Genomic DNA, 16,930 nt, shown 5'->3' on the forward strand with positions numbered 1-16,930 from the left:
GAGATGATGGAAGCAAGCCGTTGGTTTTGGATACATTGTTTATCCCCCCTCCATATTGGAGCGGGTGAAGGAGTTGGCGTGATTGATATGCCCATTCAACGAGAAAAAGTCACAGAATGGCCGATTATACCTGGAAGCAGTATCAAAGGCGTGCAGCGTGAACATTATCGCGCGAAAGGACAAGACACATTCGTACAAAAAGTATTTGGTACACAAGGAGATCAAGATGGAAGCGCAGGAGCAGTCGTCATGACAGATGGCCGGTTATTTTCATTCCCGGTGGCGAGTAGATACGGTACATTTGGATATGTGGCAAGTCCACTCATATTGAAAAGATTAGCCCGCGATGCAAAAGCATTAGGCGTATCGCTGGATATCCCTGATCTCATCGAAGAATCAAGCACGCTAGTCACCATGAATTCTAAATTAGTAGAGAATGACGAATTATATCTAGGTGAATTTCAAGGGGCTGCGAAAAAATCTCAAAAACTAACCGATTTTGCTGAACAGATGGCCAAACTTTTATTCGACGATAAACCATCACAAACTCTTTGGATAGAGCGATTTGTGATTGTAAGTGATGACGTTTTTCAATACATTGTCACCATGAATTCTGAAGTGACACCTCGTATTAGAATTGATCATGAAACCCGAACAGTTAGTAAAGGAGCTCTCTGGTATGAAGAGTATGTACCGGCAGAAGCCATATTTTATGGGCTCATGTGGTGTGATCGTGTCGATGGAAGCAATGATTTATCTGTTAGACATCAACTTTTAAATCAACTAGAAAAACAGATGCATCTTCAATTAGGCGGAAACACAAACGTAGGTAAAGGAAGAGTATCCTGGCGTATGACAGGAGGGGAGGGATCATGAAACTCATTCAACATCATTATGCTGAGAAAGCGTATCAACATGTGATGAATGCCAAAACGAATGAGGAGAATTTCTCAAATCAATATGGACAACTCTGTCACAGATTCGCCTCAATGATCTTAACAAATGGATTAAGGCTCACCATTACATTTTTTGAAGCAAAATCAAAAAAAGGAAATGCTTATCAACAATTCGTTCAGGATATAAAAGAAACACTAGATATACAAGGAGATTGGTCAGCTTCTAATCGAAATTACTTAATCAAATCAAGACAAGCTTTAAGTGCATCTGTTTGGTTAAAAAGATATGCGGAATCTATTTTAAAGGTGGAACAAGGGGCGGAGAATGTGGAGGACATCCAATGAATCTGTCATTAACCTTAAACAAAAGCAAATGGGAGATTGAAGGTTCTACATTGTCGAACATCATAAACGACAGTTCGAAGAAGCAGTCATTTTATGAAAATGTGATTAGTTTACATCAAGAACAGTGGGAAAAATACAATCACTTGTTGTATGAAAAATTTGTGGAGCGATATTATACTGACACGAACCCCACATGCCTAGTCAAATCCATATCACCGTTAGTCATTGGACATGGAGGAGAGGGTGTACTTGAAACGGGATTGTTATTACACCCGATATACGGCGTTCCTTATTTATCAGGAACCGCTTTAAAAGGGGTAGCCTCTCATTATGCCCACTCTGTATTAGGTGGAAACTTCCAAGAACTAAAACAAGGTGGAAGTGATTACAACACATTGTTTGGAACAAACGAACGTGCTGGCATGATCGAATTTCATGATGCGCTCATAATGCCTGAGACGGTAGGAGAAGCATTCAAAGTAGATGTCATGACCCCACATCATTCAGACTATAACAGCGTCAAGCTAGATAAGATAAACAAAGGGGGAAGTGTTCCAGCCCCTCGAGACGATGACTCACCAACACCGATTCATTTCTTAACGGTGGTCAACGGCCGCTTTCAACTTCTATTGAAAACAAAAAAGAATCTACCAGAAGAAGCAGAATGGCTCGAACTCGCCAAAACCATCTTACTAGGCGCTTTAGAACACGAAGGAATCGGCGCTAAAACAAATGCGGGTTATGGAAGGCTTAAAATGGACCACGTCATTTCGTAAGACTAAGTGCGAATGTGAGGTGAACATAAAATCCCTGGAACATTCGCACCGTTTTATTCGACGAAAATGAGAAAAAATGTATATTTTTTAAGGGTTAAAACAAAATTCTATATAGAAACTTAAGGGTTTTGACGATCATTCCCTAAAAAATGTTATAATTAGGGCGGAAATCGCAGTCGCACTCTACATGAGTGCGTGGATTGAAATCCTTCCTCTACTCGCACACCGTTACCCTGGATGTCGTTGCACTCTATATGAGTGCGTGGATTGAAATTATAATTCGGATGACTTTTCATATCATCCATTCTCGTCGCACTCTATATGAGTACGTGGATTGAAATAACAGGTTTCGCGACACCTTGACCAACCTTTTTGTCGCATTCTATATGAATGCGTAGATTGAAATTCTTCAGCATAATTTTCTAGCTCCACCAATTTCGTCGCACTCTTCATGAATGGGTGGGTTAATAATTGAGAAAACATAACTCTGCCTCCTGACTCAGTAGTCAAGTATCTAATTGAATTCAATTGTTGCTGAAATATAAATAAGTATGATTAACAACTTTCAATAGATTTCATACTAAGAAAAAGTCGGTGCGAATGTGAGGTGAACATAAAATCCCTGGAACATTCGCACCTATTCATTCGACAAAAATAAGAAAAAATGTATATTTTTTAAGGGTGAAAACAAAATTCTATATAGAAACTTGAAGGTTTTGACTATGATTCCCTAAAAAATGTTATAATTAGGGCGGAAATCACAGTCGCACTCTACATGAGTGTGTGGATTGAAATCTCCATGATGCGACAGGCCGTCATACATAGCTCCGTCGCACTCTACATGAGTGTGTGGATTGAAATACGCTTGATAAGCCTTGTTTTCCTGATTGTGCTACGTCGCACTCTACATGAGTGTGTGGATTGAAATCATATCAGTTATGCTCTTTTTTTCGTTCATCGCGGTCGCACTCTACATGAGTGCGTGGATTGAAATAATACGTAGTTCAGCAAACTATCGAAGTGTACAAGTCGCACTCTACATGGGTGCGTGGATTGAAATCCATCCGAAAACTCAGTAATGAGTGATTTTAGTGGTCGCACTCTACGTGAGTGCGTGGATTGAAATGGTGAATGGTGGGAAAAGACAGGAAAGCCTGGTGTCGCACTCAACATAAGTGCATAGATCACTGTTTCTGCGAATTACATAAATTCAAATATCTATCCAGTTCAAAATCTACACAAATGAAAAATCAAAATAATGTACTTCCCCCTAAATCCAAGCCCTACACAACAAAAAAAGACTCGCTCACACAGAGCCGAGTCTTAATTTTTTTTGCAGTTTTTCTTCACTGAAAATCCAGCCGGTATAGGAGTTTTTGATTTGGTGGTCCATGTCGATATGGCAGATCGCAACAAAAGGATAATGACCTTTGCTGCGGTAGCGCAAATCAATGAACCGCACCTCGTAATGATCCTTGTATTTATCCACTTCCCACCGATAGACAGGAGAGAAGGAGAGAAAGGCTGAAATGTTTTCATCTTGTTTGGCAATCTTCATAATTTCAGTATCAGGGACCGGCACCCGGTTAAAGGTGTCTAAAATGACAACCTCTCCATTCATACTGCGCCCAACATGGAAAGAGGATTTACATTTCACGGCAATGCGCCATTGTCTGAACTTCATTGTAGGCGAAATAATAATGTCTTCAATTTCATCGAATTGTGCACGCAGCTGATGTTTAATCTGAAGCTGCATGATCACCCTGACGATATAATAACAGAAAATCACAGCATACAGCGTAATGAACGTATAACCGGGATGCCCGCCAATCGCCCAAACGACAATGGCGACAAGATGGGTAAAAAAGATAAACGGATCAAACGTGTTAATAATCCCAAGCGCTACCCACTTCTTTGAAAATGGACGAATGGCCTGCGTACCGTATGCATTGAAAATATCGACAAACACATGAAGCACAACAGCTAATAGTGTCCATAACCAAAGATGAAGTAAATTCGCCCCCGGCACAAATGGGAAAATCACAGCCGGAATTAGCAATGACCAAAACAGTACAGCCGGAATGGAATGTGTAAATCCCCGGTGATTTCTTATATAAACCGCATTATTTTTTAGTTTTAGCACAGTATCAATGTCTGGTGCTTGGGAGCCGGCGATGGTCGCGATCATCACGGCGTGTGCCATGTGTGGATCTGCGCTGACGGCTGGATCTAAAAGTGCAAGTCCCCCAAGAGAAATGCCCATTACTACATGAGTACCAGTGTCCAATTGATTACCTCCTAGTTGTCATGCTTAGGAACAATCATACAAAGTATACGCCTTCTTTCAAGACTATGTGCAAAAGCACTTTTGCTTTGTCTTGATTTAATGTAACATGTTAACGTATCTACAAACAGTATACAACAAATAAGGTTCTTTTCAGAACGTTAGCCCTCGGTCCAATTAGAAGGAGTATAGATATGAAAGACATTCAAGAAAAGCTGGACCGCAAAGATATTGCGGGCTTTCAGCATGATTTAATTGATTGGTATGAAAAAGAACAACGAACATTGCCATGGCGTGAAAATCAAGATCCATACCGCGTATGGGTATCAGAAGTGATGCTTCAGCAAACGAGGGTGGATACGGTCATTCCGTACTTCAACCGGTTTATGGAGCAATTCCCGACAGTGAAAGATCTTGCTTTAGCTGATGAAGAAAAAGTCATGAAAGCATGGGAAGGTCTTGGCTACTACTCAAGAGTGCGTAATTTACAGGCAGCTGTGAAAGAAGTCTATGAATCCTACGAGGGCGTTGTCCCTGATACGAAAGAGCAATTTTCAAAGCTCAAAGGTGTAGGCCCGTATACGAGCGGCGCAGTACTGAGTATCGCTTATAACAAGCCGTACCCTGCGGTAGACGGCAACGTTATGAGGGTCATTTCCCGTATTTTGTCCATATGGGATGATATTGCAAAACCAAAAACGAGAAATATTTTCGAGTTTGCGGTCGATCAGCTCATTTCCCGGGAAAAGCCATCAGAATTTAATCAAGGGCTGATGGAGCTTGGTGCGCTCATTTGTACCCCAACATCTCCTGCCTGCCTTATTTGCCCTGTGAACATGCATTGCTCGGCACTCGAGGAAGGCGTTCAGCATGAGCTCCCAGTGAAAAGCAAAAAGAAAAAACCGACTGCAAAATCAATGGCAGCAGTGGTGTTATTTGATGATGCAGGCAACCTTTATATTCATAAGCGGCCAAGTACAGGCCTTCTTGCGAATTTATGGGAATTCCCTAACTTGGAAACCATAAAGGGAAGAAAAACGGAAAAAGAGCAGCTAATGGATTTCTTAAATGAGGAGGCAGGTGTACAAGCAGAGCTTGGTGACTTAGAAGGCACCATTCAGCATGTATTTACCCACCTCATCTGGAATATTTCTGTTTTCTTTGGACGTGTGACATCTGTATCTGATGACACGATGCTGAAAAAAGTGACAACAGAAGAATTTGAGGCATATGCTTTGCCAGTCTCACACCAAAAAATTTGGAAGATGGCACTTGAAGAGCCTAGTCGTATTTAACCGTTGTACCGTGGGTATAATCAGCTTCATTTCGGTGCAGACCCCCGCGGTCTTCGATTTCTGAAATGATTTCTCGATACTTAGATTGCCCTTCTTCATTCAAATAAGGTAAAATTTGTTGGAAAGCATGATGAAAGTAAGCAAGCTCAGTATCTTTCCATTGATCCTTGGACATCATGCCAAGCTGGCTTAAATCGCGTCCGACATACATGAATGTAACCTCCTAATAGGAACTTTCCTATTAGTGTGAAGCGAATGGACGAAAACTATTCAAATCAGGAGATGAACCATAATGAGTCAACGTAAATGTGCATTAATTACAGGCAGCAGTAGAGGTGTAGGGAAAGAAGTAGCCCTTCGTCTAGCTGAAAAAGGATATGACATTGTCATTAACTATGCGAGAAGCAAAAAAGCCGCACTTGAAACAGCGGAAGAAATTGAAGCGATGGGTGTGAAAACATTGGTTGTCAAAGCCAACGTAGGTCAGCCAGAGAAAATCAAAGATATGTTTCAGCAAATCGACGAAACCTTTGGCCGTTTAGATGTATTTGTGAATAATGCGGCATCTGGTGTTCAGCGTCCAATCATGGACCTTGAAGAAAATCATTGGGACTGGACGATGAATATCAATGCGAAAGCTTTGTTATTCTGCGGACAAGAAGCGGCGAAATTAATGGAGAAAAACGGCGGCGGACATATCGTCAGCATTAGCTCACTAGGCTCCATCCGCTACCTTGAAAATTACACAGTAGTCGGCGTATCAAAAGCAGCATTAGAAGCGTTGACGCGTTATCTATCTGTTGAGCTGTCACAAAAAAATATCGTCGTGAATGCCGTATCTGGCGGCGCGATCGATACAGATGCACTTAAGCACTTCCCGAACCGAGAAGAGCTTTTAGAAGACGCCAAGAAAAATACACCAGCTGGCCGAATGGTGGAAATTAAAGACATGGTCGACAGCGTCGAATTCCTTGTATCAGGCAAGGCAGACATGATTAGAGGACAGACGATTATTGTGGATGGCGGACGTTCTTTGCTTGTTTAAAAAATCATGAATAGGAAGTACACCTTCTGCACAAATTAATGTGCGTGGAGGTGATAATGATGGATAAACAACAAAACAAAACAAACGCACAACAAGTGAAAAAACAAAACCAAGCTTCTGCTCAAGGTCAATATGGTACTGAATTTGCTAGCGAGACTGACGCACAGCAAGTAAAAAAATACAACCAAAAAGCTGAGCAAAACAAACAACAAAACAGCTAATCACTGAAACAGAGAAAGCACTTCATCTACGAATGGAGTGCTTTTCTTTCAGATTGTTGACAAAGGGCTAAAATGATCTTTATTTTAGTCCTTTGTCTTCTTTTCAGCGTGACATGAAAACCTTTGAAGTCTAGGAAGGACGAGCACCGGAGCGGAGCGAATTTGACATTCGTGAGCACCGAAGCGCAGACCTGACACCGAATGCGAGGGTTTGTCTGCACGCTGAAGCACTTCATCTACGAATGAAGTGCTTTTCTTTTTGCCTCTCCCACCATCCGACAAAACCTGTAAAGCCTCTACATAAACAGTCAAAGGATTTCAGCAATCTTTCAAGAAATGGTATACAGACAAAAAGTGGATGGGAATAAAAGGGAGGAGTTAGATGTCTGATTTCGATCAGCTTGTAAAAGAACAAATGCAGCTCATGGATCAACTACTCAATGTACAGGGAGAACTCGATCTATGCTTAGAAACAGAAAAACAATTGCTGCAAGATGAAAAAAAAGAAGAGTGGACCAGGATTCATGATCAAATCAAACAAAAACGTAAGGAACTGCAAAAAATCCAAACCTTGTTTACAAAACAGACAGAAGAGGTCATCAATTCATATAAGCAGATGGAAAAGAGTTCAACCGTGATGTAAAACAGTGTGCCGTTCAATTGGGTTGAATGGCTTTTTCATTTCATTTTTTAATGATGTAACGGTATAATATGATAGAGACATGTTTAGTTGGGAAATTAGGTCTTTGGACTGTTATGTTTGTTTGTTATAGAAAGTAGGGGAGAAAATATGGGCTATCCCAAGGAAGGAGAAAGCATCCAAATTCAAAGCTATAAACACAATGGCTTGATCCACAGGATTTGGAATGAAACCACCATTCTGAAAGCAACGGAATTGTGTATCATTGGTGCAAACGACCGGACAATGGTGACTGAATCCGACGGCCGTACTTGGATGACGAGAGAACCGGCTATTTGCTATTTCCATGCAAAACAATGGTTTAATGTGATTGGGATGCTTAGAGATGATGGGGTATATTATTACTGCAACATCAGCTCTCCTTTTGCAACAGATGAAGAAGCAATTAAGTATATTGATTACGACTTAGATGTCAAAGTCTTTCCAGACATGACGTATAATATTTTGGATGAGGATGAATATGCAGATCATAAGAGGCAGATGAATTATCCAAAGGAAATTGATAGTATCTTAAGAGAGCATCTGAATACATTATTGCATTGGATTCACCAGCGGAAAGGTCCGTTTGCTCCTGAATTTGTGGATATGTGGTATGAACGTTTTTTACATTATACAAAATAAGCAAGAGCATCAAAAAACCTGTTTGGCTTTTTAGGCTAACAGGTTTTTGATTGCGTACGGATAAGAGGCACTGGAGGCACTGATAGATTGGGAAGGAGATTTACATGGGGGTCATTAAACGCTACATGGCTTTTGTTACACCGTATAAAAAACAGATTGCATTGACAATGGTCATCGGGATGATCAAGTTCTCGATTCCCTTAACATTGCCTCTGCTTTTAAAGTATGTCATTGATGATGTCATTCAAGGCACGGGGTCGGCTGAAGAAAAGACATCATCTCTACTGATCATTATGGGAATCATGCTCGCATTATTTTTAGTGATGAGGCCGCCTGTTGAATACTATAGACAATACTATGCGCAGTGGACAGGCAGTAAAGTATTATTTGATATTCGAGAAAAGCTGTTTTCGCATATTCAAAAGCTCAGCCTTCGTTATTATGCCAACACGAGAACAGGAGAAATCATTTCTAGAGTCATCAATGATGTGGAGCAGACAAAAGAGTTTGTTATCACAGGTCTTATGAACATTTGGCTAGATTTGATGACCGTGCTGATCGTGATCGCCATTATGTGTACACTGGACATCAAGCTCACCATCGTGTCTGTCATTATTTTTCCGTTATATGCGTTTGCAGTGAAGTATTTTTACGGCAGGCTCCGCAAGCTGACAAAAGAGCGGTCACAGGCGCTGGCTGAAGTGCAAGGGCATCTACACGAGCGAGTACAAGGAATGCCAGTCATTCGGAGCTTTGCCATTGAAGAATATGAACAAGAAAATTTTCATGATGAAAACAAAAATTTCTTAAACAAAGCGATCAACCATACGAATTGGAACGCTAAAACATTTGCCGTCGTCAATACCATCACTGATATTGCACCGCTATTGATCATTGCATTTGCTGGCTACACCGTCATTAATGGATCACTTTCGATCGGGACCATGATCGCCTTTGTTGGTTATATTGACCGGATGTACAACCCGATTCGCCGCCTCATTAACTCATCTACGACTTTAACTCAGTCGGTAGCGTCAATGGATCGTATCTTTGAATTTATTGATGAGCCATATGAGGTCACAGATCGGCCGAATGCAAAAGAAGCCGATCAATTAAAAGGAGAGGTCGAATTTAAAAATGTGTCATTTCGTTATGAACACACGCAGGAAGAGATTCTCCGCAATATCTCCTTGAAAGTTGAAAAAGGACAAACGGTTGCGCTTGTAGGAATGAGCGGTGGAGGGAAGTCAACTCTCGTCAGCTTAATTCCAAGGTTTTATGATGTGACAAACGGATCACTTGAAATTGACGGCATCGATATAAAAGAGTACAGAGCAAGAAGCCTTCGAAATCAAGTCGGAATGGTGCTGCAGGATACATTCTTATTCAGTGACACGATTAAAGAAAATATTGCGGTTGGAGATCCAGAAGCCTCTTTTGAAAAAATCGTTTCGGCTGCAAAAGCGGCAAATGCCCATGATTTTATTATGTCTCTTCCTGAAGGATATGACACGAAGGTAGGAGAACGGGGCGTGAAGCTGTCAGGCGGTCAAAAACAGCGGATTTCCATTGCAAGGGTCTTTCTTAAAAATCCACCGCTGTTGATTTTAGATGAAGCAACGTCTGCACTAGATTTAGAAAGTGAACATTACATTCAAGAAGCGATGCAAAAGCTAGCAAAGGACCGCACAACCTTTATTGTCGCGCACCGCTTATCAACAATTACACATGCTGACCTCATTGTCGTCATGGAACAAGGCGAGATTGTGGAAAAAGGAACACACGAAGAATTAATGAACCGAGACAGCCACTATCGCCATCTATTTACCATTCAAACATTAAATTAGTAGAAGCCTATCCGATTCTAGCGGATAGGCTTTTTTATGCCTGTCAAAAACATGACATATTTCCCAGCTTGTCTCAATACAATTTTAAAAAGTATGACGGGGTGGTGAATATGTGAAAGAACAAGACGTGCTGCTAGATGTCAAACAGCTGTCCATTGCGTTTCAGCAAAAAAAGCAAAAAGTACCCATCGTCCATCACATATCGTTCTCGATTCAAAAAGGAGAAACCTTAGGAATTGTTGGCGAATCTGGCTGCGGGAAAAGTATCACATCTATGTCATTAATGGGACTGAACCAGCAAACACATACAACGGGAGAGATCCAATTCGAAGGGCAAAACCTGCTGTCGCTTTCAGAAAAACAGTGGCGAGAAATAAGAGGAAATGATATTTCGATGATCTTCCAAGAACCAATGACCTCTCTGAACCCATTAATGACCATCGGCAAACAAATGACGGAAGCCCTTTTCACACATCAAGCAATCGGTCAAAAAAAAGCAAAAGCGAAGGCGGTTGATCTGCTTCAGACAGTCGGATTGAAGCAAGCCGAATCGTTGCTTAAAAAATACCCACATGAATTATCAGGTGGCATGCGTCAGCGTGTGATGATTGCGATGGCGATGCTTTGTCACCCAAAGCTCATGATCGCAGATGAACCAACAACTGCACTTGATGTGACCATCCAAGCGCAAATCCTTCGCCTGCTCAAAAAGCTGAATGAAGAGATGGACACCGCGATCTTATTTATTACCCATGATCTAGGCGTCGTGCGGCAAATATGCCAGCGAGTCATGATTATGTATGCCGGTCGAATCGTAGAAGAAGGAACCGTTGACCGTATTTTTCAAAAACCTCTGCATCCCTACACAAAAGGTCTTTTCGCCTCAGTTCCATCGTTTAAAGAGAAAAAAGAAAAGCTCATCTCTATTGCAGGTCATGTGCCAAAGCCGGGGACCATTCGATCCGGCTGTCAATTTGCCGCGCGCTGCCCTTATCAAATGGCGCAATGCCTTGAAGAAGATCCAGTTTTACAATCCATTGAACAGGATCACCGCGTGGCATGCTTTCTAATGGAAGGAGGAGAAGACACTGAGTCACCCACTCTTGCAAGTGAATCAGCTGACAAAACGGTATGACACAGCCGCTTTTTTTTCTAAAAAAAACCATTCGACTTTGGCTTTAAATCAAGTGTCCTTTCATGTGAAGGAGGGGGAAACGCTTGGCATTGTTGGTGAATCGGGCTGCGGGAAATCAACACTTGGCAAAAGCTTAATGAGATTGACTGAACCGACGTCAGGCTCTATTCAACTGAAAGGACAAGAGGTCACTCTTTTGAAAGAAAGAGAGATGCGTTCTTTAAGAAAAGACATTCAAATGATTTTCCAAGATCCATACGCTTCATTAAATCCACGAATGAAAATCAAAGATATTTTAGAGGAACCGCTCATTGTCCATCGACATGGAAAGAAAGCAGAAAGACGGAAGCGGGTAAAAGAGATGTTGCATATTGTCGGTTTTGACCCTTCCTACGGAGAACGTTATGCGCACCAATTTAGCGGTGGACAAAGGCAGCGTATTGGGATTGCTAGAGCACTCATTACCCATCCAAGTCTTGTCATTGCCGATGAACCCGTTTCGGCTTTAGATGTATCCGTTCAAGCGCAAATTTTGAATTTGATGCTTGAATTGCAAAAGACGCTTTCTCTAACGTATCTATTTATTTCTCACGATCTTGGTGTTGTCAGATATATGAGCGACCGAATCGCAGTCATGTATGCTGGCCGGATTGTCGAAGTGGGGCCTGCCGAAGACGTATTTCACAGCCCGCTTCATCCTTATACATCGCTGCTTCTGAAATCCATTCCACATATGGATCACGTGCTAGAGACGCAAGATGTGTCGGCAGAAGAGTCTGCCATGACACCAAGCGGCGGATGTCCTTTCTACAAAAGGTGTCCAAAAAGGTGGGAGAAATGCTTAAAAGCAGTACCTGCTTTGTATGAGGAGGAACCGGGGCACGCAGCGGCGTGTTATTTATATCAAAAGGAGGAACACAATGAAGAAGACATGGTTGTTCAGTAGTTTCATTTTTGTGCTGGCGCTTGCACTGTTTTTGGGGGGATGCTCGTCCGCACCGTCATCAGAAGAAAAAGCAACAAAAGATACCCTCGTATTTGGCAGAGGAGGAGACTCCACTTCACTTGATCCAATCACAACAACAGAAGGCGAAACCTTCAAGGTCACAGAGAATATGTTTGAAAAGCTGCTGAATTATGGTGAGAAAGACACGACCATCCATCCAGGTCTCGCAACAGACTGGGATGTTGCAAAGGACGGAAAATCATACACATTCTACTTAAGAGAAGGTGTGAAATTTCACGATGGCACAGACTTTAACGCAGAAGCAGTGAAATTCAACTTTGATCGTTGGATGAATGGCGATGCAGAAAAATTCCCTTACTACGGCATGTTTGGTGGCTATAAAAAAGATAAAGGACATGTGATTAAAGACATCATCGTCAAAGGTGAGCATGAAGTTGAATTTCAGCTAAAGCGCCCGCAGGCGACATTCCTTAAAAACATTGCCATGTCACCGTTTGGCATTGCGAGTCCTGCGGCTGTTGAAAAAAGCGGCGATTCCTTTCGCGAGAATCCAGTAGGAACAGGACCATTCAAATTTAAAGAGTGGAAACAAAACGACCGTATCGTGTTAGAAAAGAACGAAGATTACTGGCAGAAGGATAAACCAAAACTGAATCAAATCATCTTCCGCTCGATTCCAGAAAACTCGGCTCGTTTAAATGCTTTGAAAACAGGCGAGATCGATTTGATGGATGGCGTGAATCCGTCAGATTTAGATGGCATTAAAACGGATAAAGCCCTCCAGCTCATTGAAAGACCATCAATGAACGTAGGCTATATCGGACTGACCGTTACAAGAAAGCCGCTTGATAACAAGCTCGTTCGTCAAGCGCTCAATTACGCGGTCGATAAAGAATCCATTATTAAGTCATTTTATGGCGGGCTTGCCGAGCCAGCAAAAAATCCTCTTCCGCCAGCTTTAGAAGGCTACAATGACGACATTGATCCGTATCCGTATGATCCTGAAAAAGCGAAGGAACTTTTAAAAGAAGCGGGCTTTCCTGACGGCTTTCGTATCAAGCTTTGGGCGATGCCTGTACCGCGTCCATATATGCCAGATGGGATGAAGGTAGCAGAAGTCATTCAATCAAACTTTGAAAAGGTCGGAGTCAAAGCAGAAATTGTGACTTACGACTGGGCGACCTATTTAGATAAGGCAAGTAAAGGGGAAGCTGATGTGTTCTTATTAGGCTGGACAGGGGACAATGGCGATCCTGATAATTTCATCTACACACTTTTGGACAAAGACAGCATTGGCGGCAACAACTATACATTCTTCGAAAACGATAAAATGCACGACATCCTCATTGAAGCACAAACAGACACAGATCAAAAGAAACGAAATGAGCTATATAAAAAAGCACAAGAAATCATTCATGATGAAGCACCTTGGATTCCATTGGTGCATTCCATCCCAATGCTTGCAGCATCTAGTGATTTAAAAGGCTACCAGCCGCATCCAACTGGTTCAGAAGCTTTGACTGACGTGTATTTCGAATAAGCAAATAAGGGAGATCTTGTATCTCCCTTATTCAAACAAAGAAAAGGCGGTGAAAGCTGTTTGTTTGCTTATTGTATGAAGCGGGCAGGAATGCTCATCCCGGTATTGATCGGAATGACATTGGTCGTGTTTTCAATTATACGGTTTATTCCAGGGAACCCAGCACAGGTCATCTTAGGACAGCGGGCAACGAAAGAAGCGGTAGAACAGTTAACCATCCAGCTCGGTTTAAACCAGCCTTGGTATGTTCAATACTTACATTACATGCTGGGCCTTTTAAAAGGAGATTTAGGGACTTCGATACGAACAGGAGCGGCTATTGCCCAGGAAATGAAGCCGTACTTATTTACGACGTTAGAATTGACCTTTTTTGCCATGGTGCTGGCGATCGTTGTGGGGGTTAATGCTGGAATCATCAGTGCTTGGTTTAAACATTCTTTCTTTGATTATGTCGCGATGTTTATTGCACTCATTGGAGTGTCCATGCCGATTTTCTGGTTAGGCTTAATGGGGCAGTGGCTGTTCTCGATTGAATTAGGTATTTTACCGACAACGGGACGTGAAAATGTAAGAATTCCAGTGGAATCAATCACCTATATTCATACGCTGGACACGCTTTTGCAAGGCCGGTTTGATCAATTCACTGACAGCATCAAGCATTTGATCTTACCAAGTACAGCACTTGCTACAATCCCTGCTGCGATTATTGCGAGGATAACAAGGGCAAGTATGCTGGAAGTGCTTCATTCAGATTTTATTCGAACAGCAAAAGCAAAAGGGGTACGTTCATTTTTCATCATTTATCAGCATGGGTTGAAAAATGCGCTTATTCCGATCTTGACGATTATTGGTCTTCAGACAGGTCTCTTGCTTGGCGGAGCCATTTTAACAGAGACCATTTTTGCATGGCCGGGCATTGGGCGGTATATATATGACGCCATCAGCTATCGTGATTACCCAGTCATTCAAACAGGCATTCTCGTCGTTGCGCTCATATTTGTCCTGATCAATTTCATTGTGGACATCTTGTATGCGGTCATTGATCCAAGGATTAAATATTAGGGAGGGAGAGTGATAACATGGAAGCGCAAAAAGAGCTTGAACCACCTCAGCCAAAAGAAGAACGCTCTCAATCATTGATTCTTGAATCGATGAAGCTGTTCTTTCAGCACAAGCTGGCGGTCATTGGCAGTGTGATTGTCTTTTTATTTCTCATCTTAGCGATATTTGCACCGCTCATTGCTCCTTTTGGAATCAATGAACAATCTCTCGGTGAGCGATTTAGTGCGCCATCAGCTGCGCACTGGTTTGGTACAGATGATTTCGGCAGAGATATATTTTCAAGAGTTGTGCATGGCGCGCGGATTTCCTTATGGGTTGGTTTTTTCTCGGTTCTCGGGTCTGTCATTTTAGGCACACTGCTTGGATTAATTGCAGGCTATGGCGGAAGAGTGCTAGATGCTGTGATCTCGAGAGTATTTGATATTTTACTCGCTTTTCCTAGTATTCTACTAGCGATTGCGATCGTCTCCATCTTAGGACCCTCTTTACAAAATGCCCTTATTGCCATTGCGATTATTAATGTCCCAACCTTTGGACGACTCGTTCGTTCAAAAGTGCTGAGTATTAAACAAGAAGAATACGTGCTAGCAGCAAAGGCGATTGGGATGTCACACCGCCGCATCGTGCTGCGTCACATTCTGCCAAACAGTATGGTGCCGGTCATCGTACAGGCGACGCTTGCGATCGGAACAGCGATTATCGAGGCTGCGGCTTTAGGTTTTTTAGGATTGGGTGCACAGGCACCAAGCCCAGAGTGGGGGAAAATGCTCGCCGATGCGAGACCTTATCTCGTTCAAGCCCCTTGGACATTAATTTTCCCAGGTGTAGCGATCATGCTGACAGTTTTAGGTTTTAACCTGATGGGAGATGGATTAAGAGACACACTGGATCCTAAAATGAAGAAAATCAAATAAGACCAATTCTAGGAATTGGTCTTTTCTCAGTTTATGCTTCTTTTTCTTCTGTCTCAATTTCACTGTCTTTTGGGTGATACGTCTGGAAGCTTGTAATCAATGTATCTAAATGCTCTAGTTCATCACGGTATTCGATGATGCTGGACATGACATTTAGCATATTGTAATCGAGTAAGTCGTTTTCTTGGTTTTGCTGATGCTGGATAAATGATTTCGTTAACGTTTCAAGGCGAAGAGAGCATTCATTTTGAAATTCATCGTCCTGTGGTTTCATTTTACCGACGAATTTCATCAAGGTGCGCTCATGCCAATACAGTAAGTAATCAATTTCATCTGTTAAGCTTTCCTTGAAATGCTCTGGCATCAAATGAATTTCATTTTCTAATTTATGAAGCTTTTTCAGCAAGTACAGGGCACGATTCGATGTCATAATGGCCTGTCTGAACAAAACGAGCTTTCTTGATTTTACATAGGTTGTTTTCTTTAAATAGCTTCGTTCCTCTTTGTATAACAAGTAAATGTGATCTAATTTGATCATGCGTTCTTTTATTTGATCGATGTCATCTTTTAAAATGGAATGATCAGTAGACTGTCTGGAGCTCAGACGGATCCATTTTAAAATCTCCTCCGTATTTTCCATAATGTGATGAACAAGCTTTGTTTCATACTTTGGCGGCAGGAAGATTAAATTCACTAAAAATGAAGAAAGAACTCCTAACACCACAGTAGCTGTTCGAATTAAGGCAAAGGAAAGGAAATGATCCCCTGCACTTTCTAAAATCGCAATGACGGTTACAAGTGCAATTGGAATCGTGTGTTCAATCTTCAGTTTTAAATTAATGGCAATGACCATGACGGCGGTTAAACCGATAATGACTGGTCCAGTACCAAAAAGCAGGCCGAACGTAATGGCAAGTGCTGCTCCAATAATATTGGCTTGCACTTGATCAACAATCGTTAAAAAAGATCGATAAATAGATGGCTGGATAGCAAATACAGCTGCAATTCCCGCGAAGACGGGCGTTGGCAACCCAAGCCATGTTGCCAGGTAAAGCGCGAGTACAATGGCAATACCAGTTTTTAAAATACGGGCTCCAAGTTTCATTGGTTTTGTCCCTGCATTCCTTTCTTTTAGATAATAGATGATCACTCGTCATTTATTATAAATATTTTGATGAACAACTAAGTAATATACAGCGGTCTTCCGAAATATTCAAGTGATTTTTGAAAGTTCATGAAAACATCAAAAGAAGGTATTGAGAAGAAATGTAACAGATTCACA

General features: G+C 41.8%; 16 protein-coding genes, 1 pseudogene and 1 CRISPR repeat array. Of the genes and pseudogenes, 14 read left to right on the top strand and 3 right to left on the bottom strand.

Features of this window, described 5'->3' with window-relative positions:
- Window positions 1-6: 6 nt before the first annotated feature.
- The 3 genes from cmr4 to cmr6 are packed head-to-tail and all read left to right on the top strand — an operon-like array spanning window position 7 to window position 2,017.
- Window positions 7-876, top strand: a complete 870-nt coding sequence (gene cmr4, locus MHI33_RS04820) for a type III-B CRISPR module RAMP protein Cmr4 (protein ID WP_340909566.1) — start codon at window positions 7-9, stop codon at window positions 874-876.
- On the top strand, window positions 873-1,241 hold the full coding sequence (cmr5, locus tag MHI33_RS04825) for a type III-B CRISPR module-associated protein Cmr5 (RefSeq protein ID WP_041106375.1): 369 nt from the start codon (window positions 873-875) through the stop codon (window positions 1,239-1,241). Before cmr4 ends, cmr5 begins: the two co-directional genes overlap by 4 nt.
- Window positions 1,238-2,017, top strand: coding sequence for a type III-B CRISPR module RAMP protein Cmr6 (cmr6, locus tag MHI33_RS04830; protein WP_231129496.1), 780 nt, complete (start codon window positions 1,238-1,240; stop codon window positions 2,015-2,017). Before cmr5 ends, cmr6 begins: the two co-directional genes overlap by 4 nt.
- Before the next feature lie 763 nt (window positions 2,018-2,780).
- Window positions 2,781-3,143: direct repeats of the CRISPR family, unit length 32 nt; unit sequence GTCGCACTCTACATGAGTGTGTGGATTGAAAT.
- A 180-nt stretch (window positions 3,144-3,323) separates the two neighbouring features.
- On the opposite strand, the gene MHI33_RS04835 is transcribed toward cmr6, so the two are convergent.
- On the bottom strand, window positions 3,324-4,304 hold the full coding sequence (locus MHI33_RS04835; RefSeq protein ID WP_044139674.1) for a metal-dependent hydrolase: 981 nt from the start codon (window positions 4,302-4,304) through the stop codon (window positions 3,324-3,326).
- A 191-nt stretch (window positions 4,305-4,495) separates the two neighbouring features.
- Here MHI33_RS04835 and mutY point away from each other — a divergent pair, with 191 nt between their 5' ends.
- The gene (gene mutY / locus MHI33_RS04840) at window positions 4,496-5,596 is read left to right on the top strand and encodes an A/G-specific adenine glycosylase (RefSeq protein ID WP_340909570.1); all 1,101 of its coding nucleotides are present in this window, start codon (window positions 4,496-4,498) and stop codon (window positions 5,594-5,596) included.
- On the opposite strand, the gene MHI33_RS04845 is transcribed toward mutY, so the two are convergent.
- Window positions 5,583-5,807 carry a hypothetical protein gene (locus MHI33_RS04845; RefSeq protein ID WP_003217808.1) on the bottom strand — a complete coding sequence of 75 codons (225 nt, stop codon included), beginning with the start codon at window positions 5,805-5,807 and terminating at the stop codon, window positions 5,583-5,585. The two genes, mutY and MHI33_RS04845, sit on opposite strands and share 14 nt — an antisense overlap.
- A gap of 81 nt (window positions 5,808-5,888) precedes the next feature.
- On the opposite strand from MHI33_RS04845, the gene fabL reads away from it, so the two are divergent.
- The 10 genes and pseudogenes from fabL (at window position 5,889) to MHI33_RS04895 (ending at window position 15,648) form a co-directional block, all read left to right on the top strand.
- A complete protein-coding gene (fabL, locus tag MHI33_RS04850) occupies window positions 5,889-6,641 on the top strand; it encodes an enoyl-[acyl-carrier-protein] reductase FabL (protein ID WP_024425211.1) in 753 nt (250 codons plus the stop codon).
- A 74-nt stretch (window positions 6,642-6,715) separates the two neighbouring features.
- Window positions 6,716-6,862, top strand: a pseudogene (locus MHI33_RS04855) (gamma-type small acid-soluble spore protein); the annotation flags it as partial.
- A 382-nt stretch (window positions 6,863-7,244) separates the two neighbouring features.
- Window positions 7,245-7,505, top strand: coding sequence for a YgaB family protein (locus MHI33_RS04860; RefSeq protein ID WP_003217867.1), 261 nt, complete (start codon window positions 7,245-7,247; stop codon window positions 7,503-7,505).
- Window positions 7,506-7,652: 147 nt separating this feature from the next.
- Window positions 7,653-8,183, top strand: a complete 531-nt coding sequence (gene ntdP, locus MHI33_RS04865) for a nucleoside tri-diphosphate phosphatase (RefSeq protein ID WP_003217818.1) — start codon at window positions 7,653-7,655, stop codon at window positions 8,181-8,183.
- Between the two features lie 104 nt (window positions 8,184-8,287).
- Entirely contained in the window at window positions 8,288-10,030 is a 1,743-nt protein-coding gene (locus MHI33_RS04870) for an ABC transporter ATP-binding protein (protein ID WP_326287162.1), read from the top strand.
- Between the two features lie 112 nt (window positions 10,031-10,142).
- Window positions 10,143-11,165 (top strand): ABC transporter ATP-binding protein, encoded by a 1,023-nt coding sequence (locus tag MHI33_RS04875; RefSeq protein WP_326480609.1) that lies wholly within the window; start codon window positions 10,143-10,145, stop codon window positions 11,163-11,165.
- Window positions 11,134-12,111: an ABC transporter ATP-binding protein gene (locus tag MHI33_RS04880; protein WP_106066790.1), complete on the top strand. Its 978-nt coding sequence runs from the start codon at window positions 11,134-11,136 to the stop codon at window positions 12,109-12,111. Before MHI33_RS04875 ends, MHI33_RS04880 begins: the two co-directional genes overlap by 32 nt.
- Window positions 12,086-13,672 (top strand): ABC transporter substrate-binding protein, encoded by a 1,587-nt coding sequence (locus MHI33_RS04885; RefSeq protein ID WP_340909578.1) that lies wholly within the window; start codon window positions 12,086-12,088, stop codon window positions 13,670-13,672. The genes MHI33_RS04880 and MHI33_RS04885 overlap by 26 nt, the downstream gene beginning before the upstream one ends.
- Before the next feature lie 60 nt (window positions 13,673-13,732).
- Window positions 13,733-14,734, top strand: a complete 1,002-nt coding sequence (locus tag MHI33_RS04890; protein WP_340909581.1) for an ABC transporter permease — start codon at window positions 13,733-13,735, stop codon at window positions 14,732-14,734.
- A 17-nt stretch (window positions 14,735-14,751) separates the two neighbouring features.
- The gene (locus MHI33_RS04895; RefSeq protein ID WP_217012987.1) at window positions 14,752-15,648 is read left to right on the top strand and encodes an ABC transporter permease; all 897 of its coding nucleotides are present in this window, start codon (window positions 14,752-14,754) and stop codon (window positions 15,646-15,648) included.
- Between the two features lie 31 nt (window positions 15,649-15,679).
- On the opposite strand, the gene MHI33_RS04900 is transcribed toward MHI33_RS04895, so the two are convergent.
- Complete coding sequence (locus MHI33_RS04900) at window positions 15,680-16,753, bottom strand: FUSC family protein (protein WP_340909586.1); 1,074 nt, start codon at window positions 16,751-16,753, stop codon at window positions 15,680-15,682.
- Window positions 16,754-16,930: the final 177 nt, after the last annotated feature.

This window comes from Bacillus sp. FSL K6-2971 (assembly GCF_038006405.1).
Lineage (GTDB): Bacteria > Bacillota > Bacilli > Bacillales > Bacillaceae > Bacillus > Bacillus pumilus.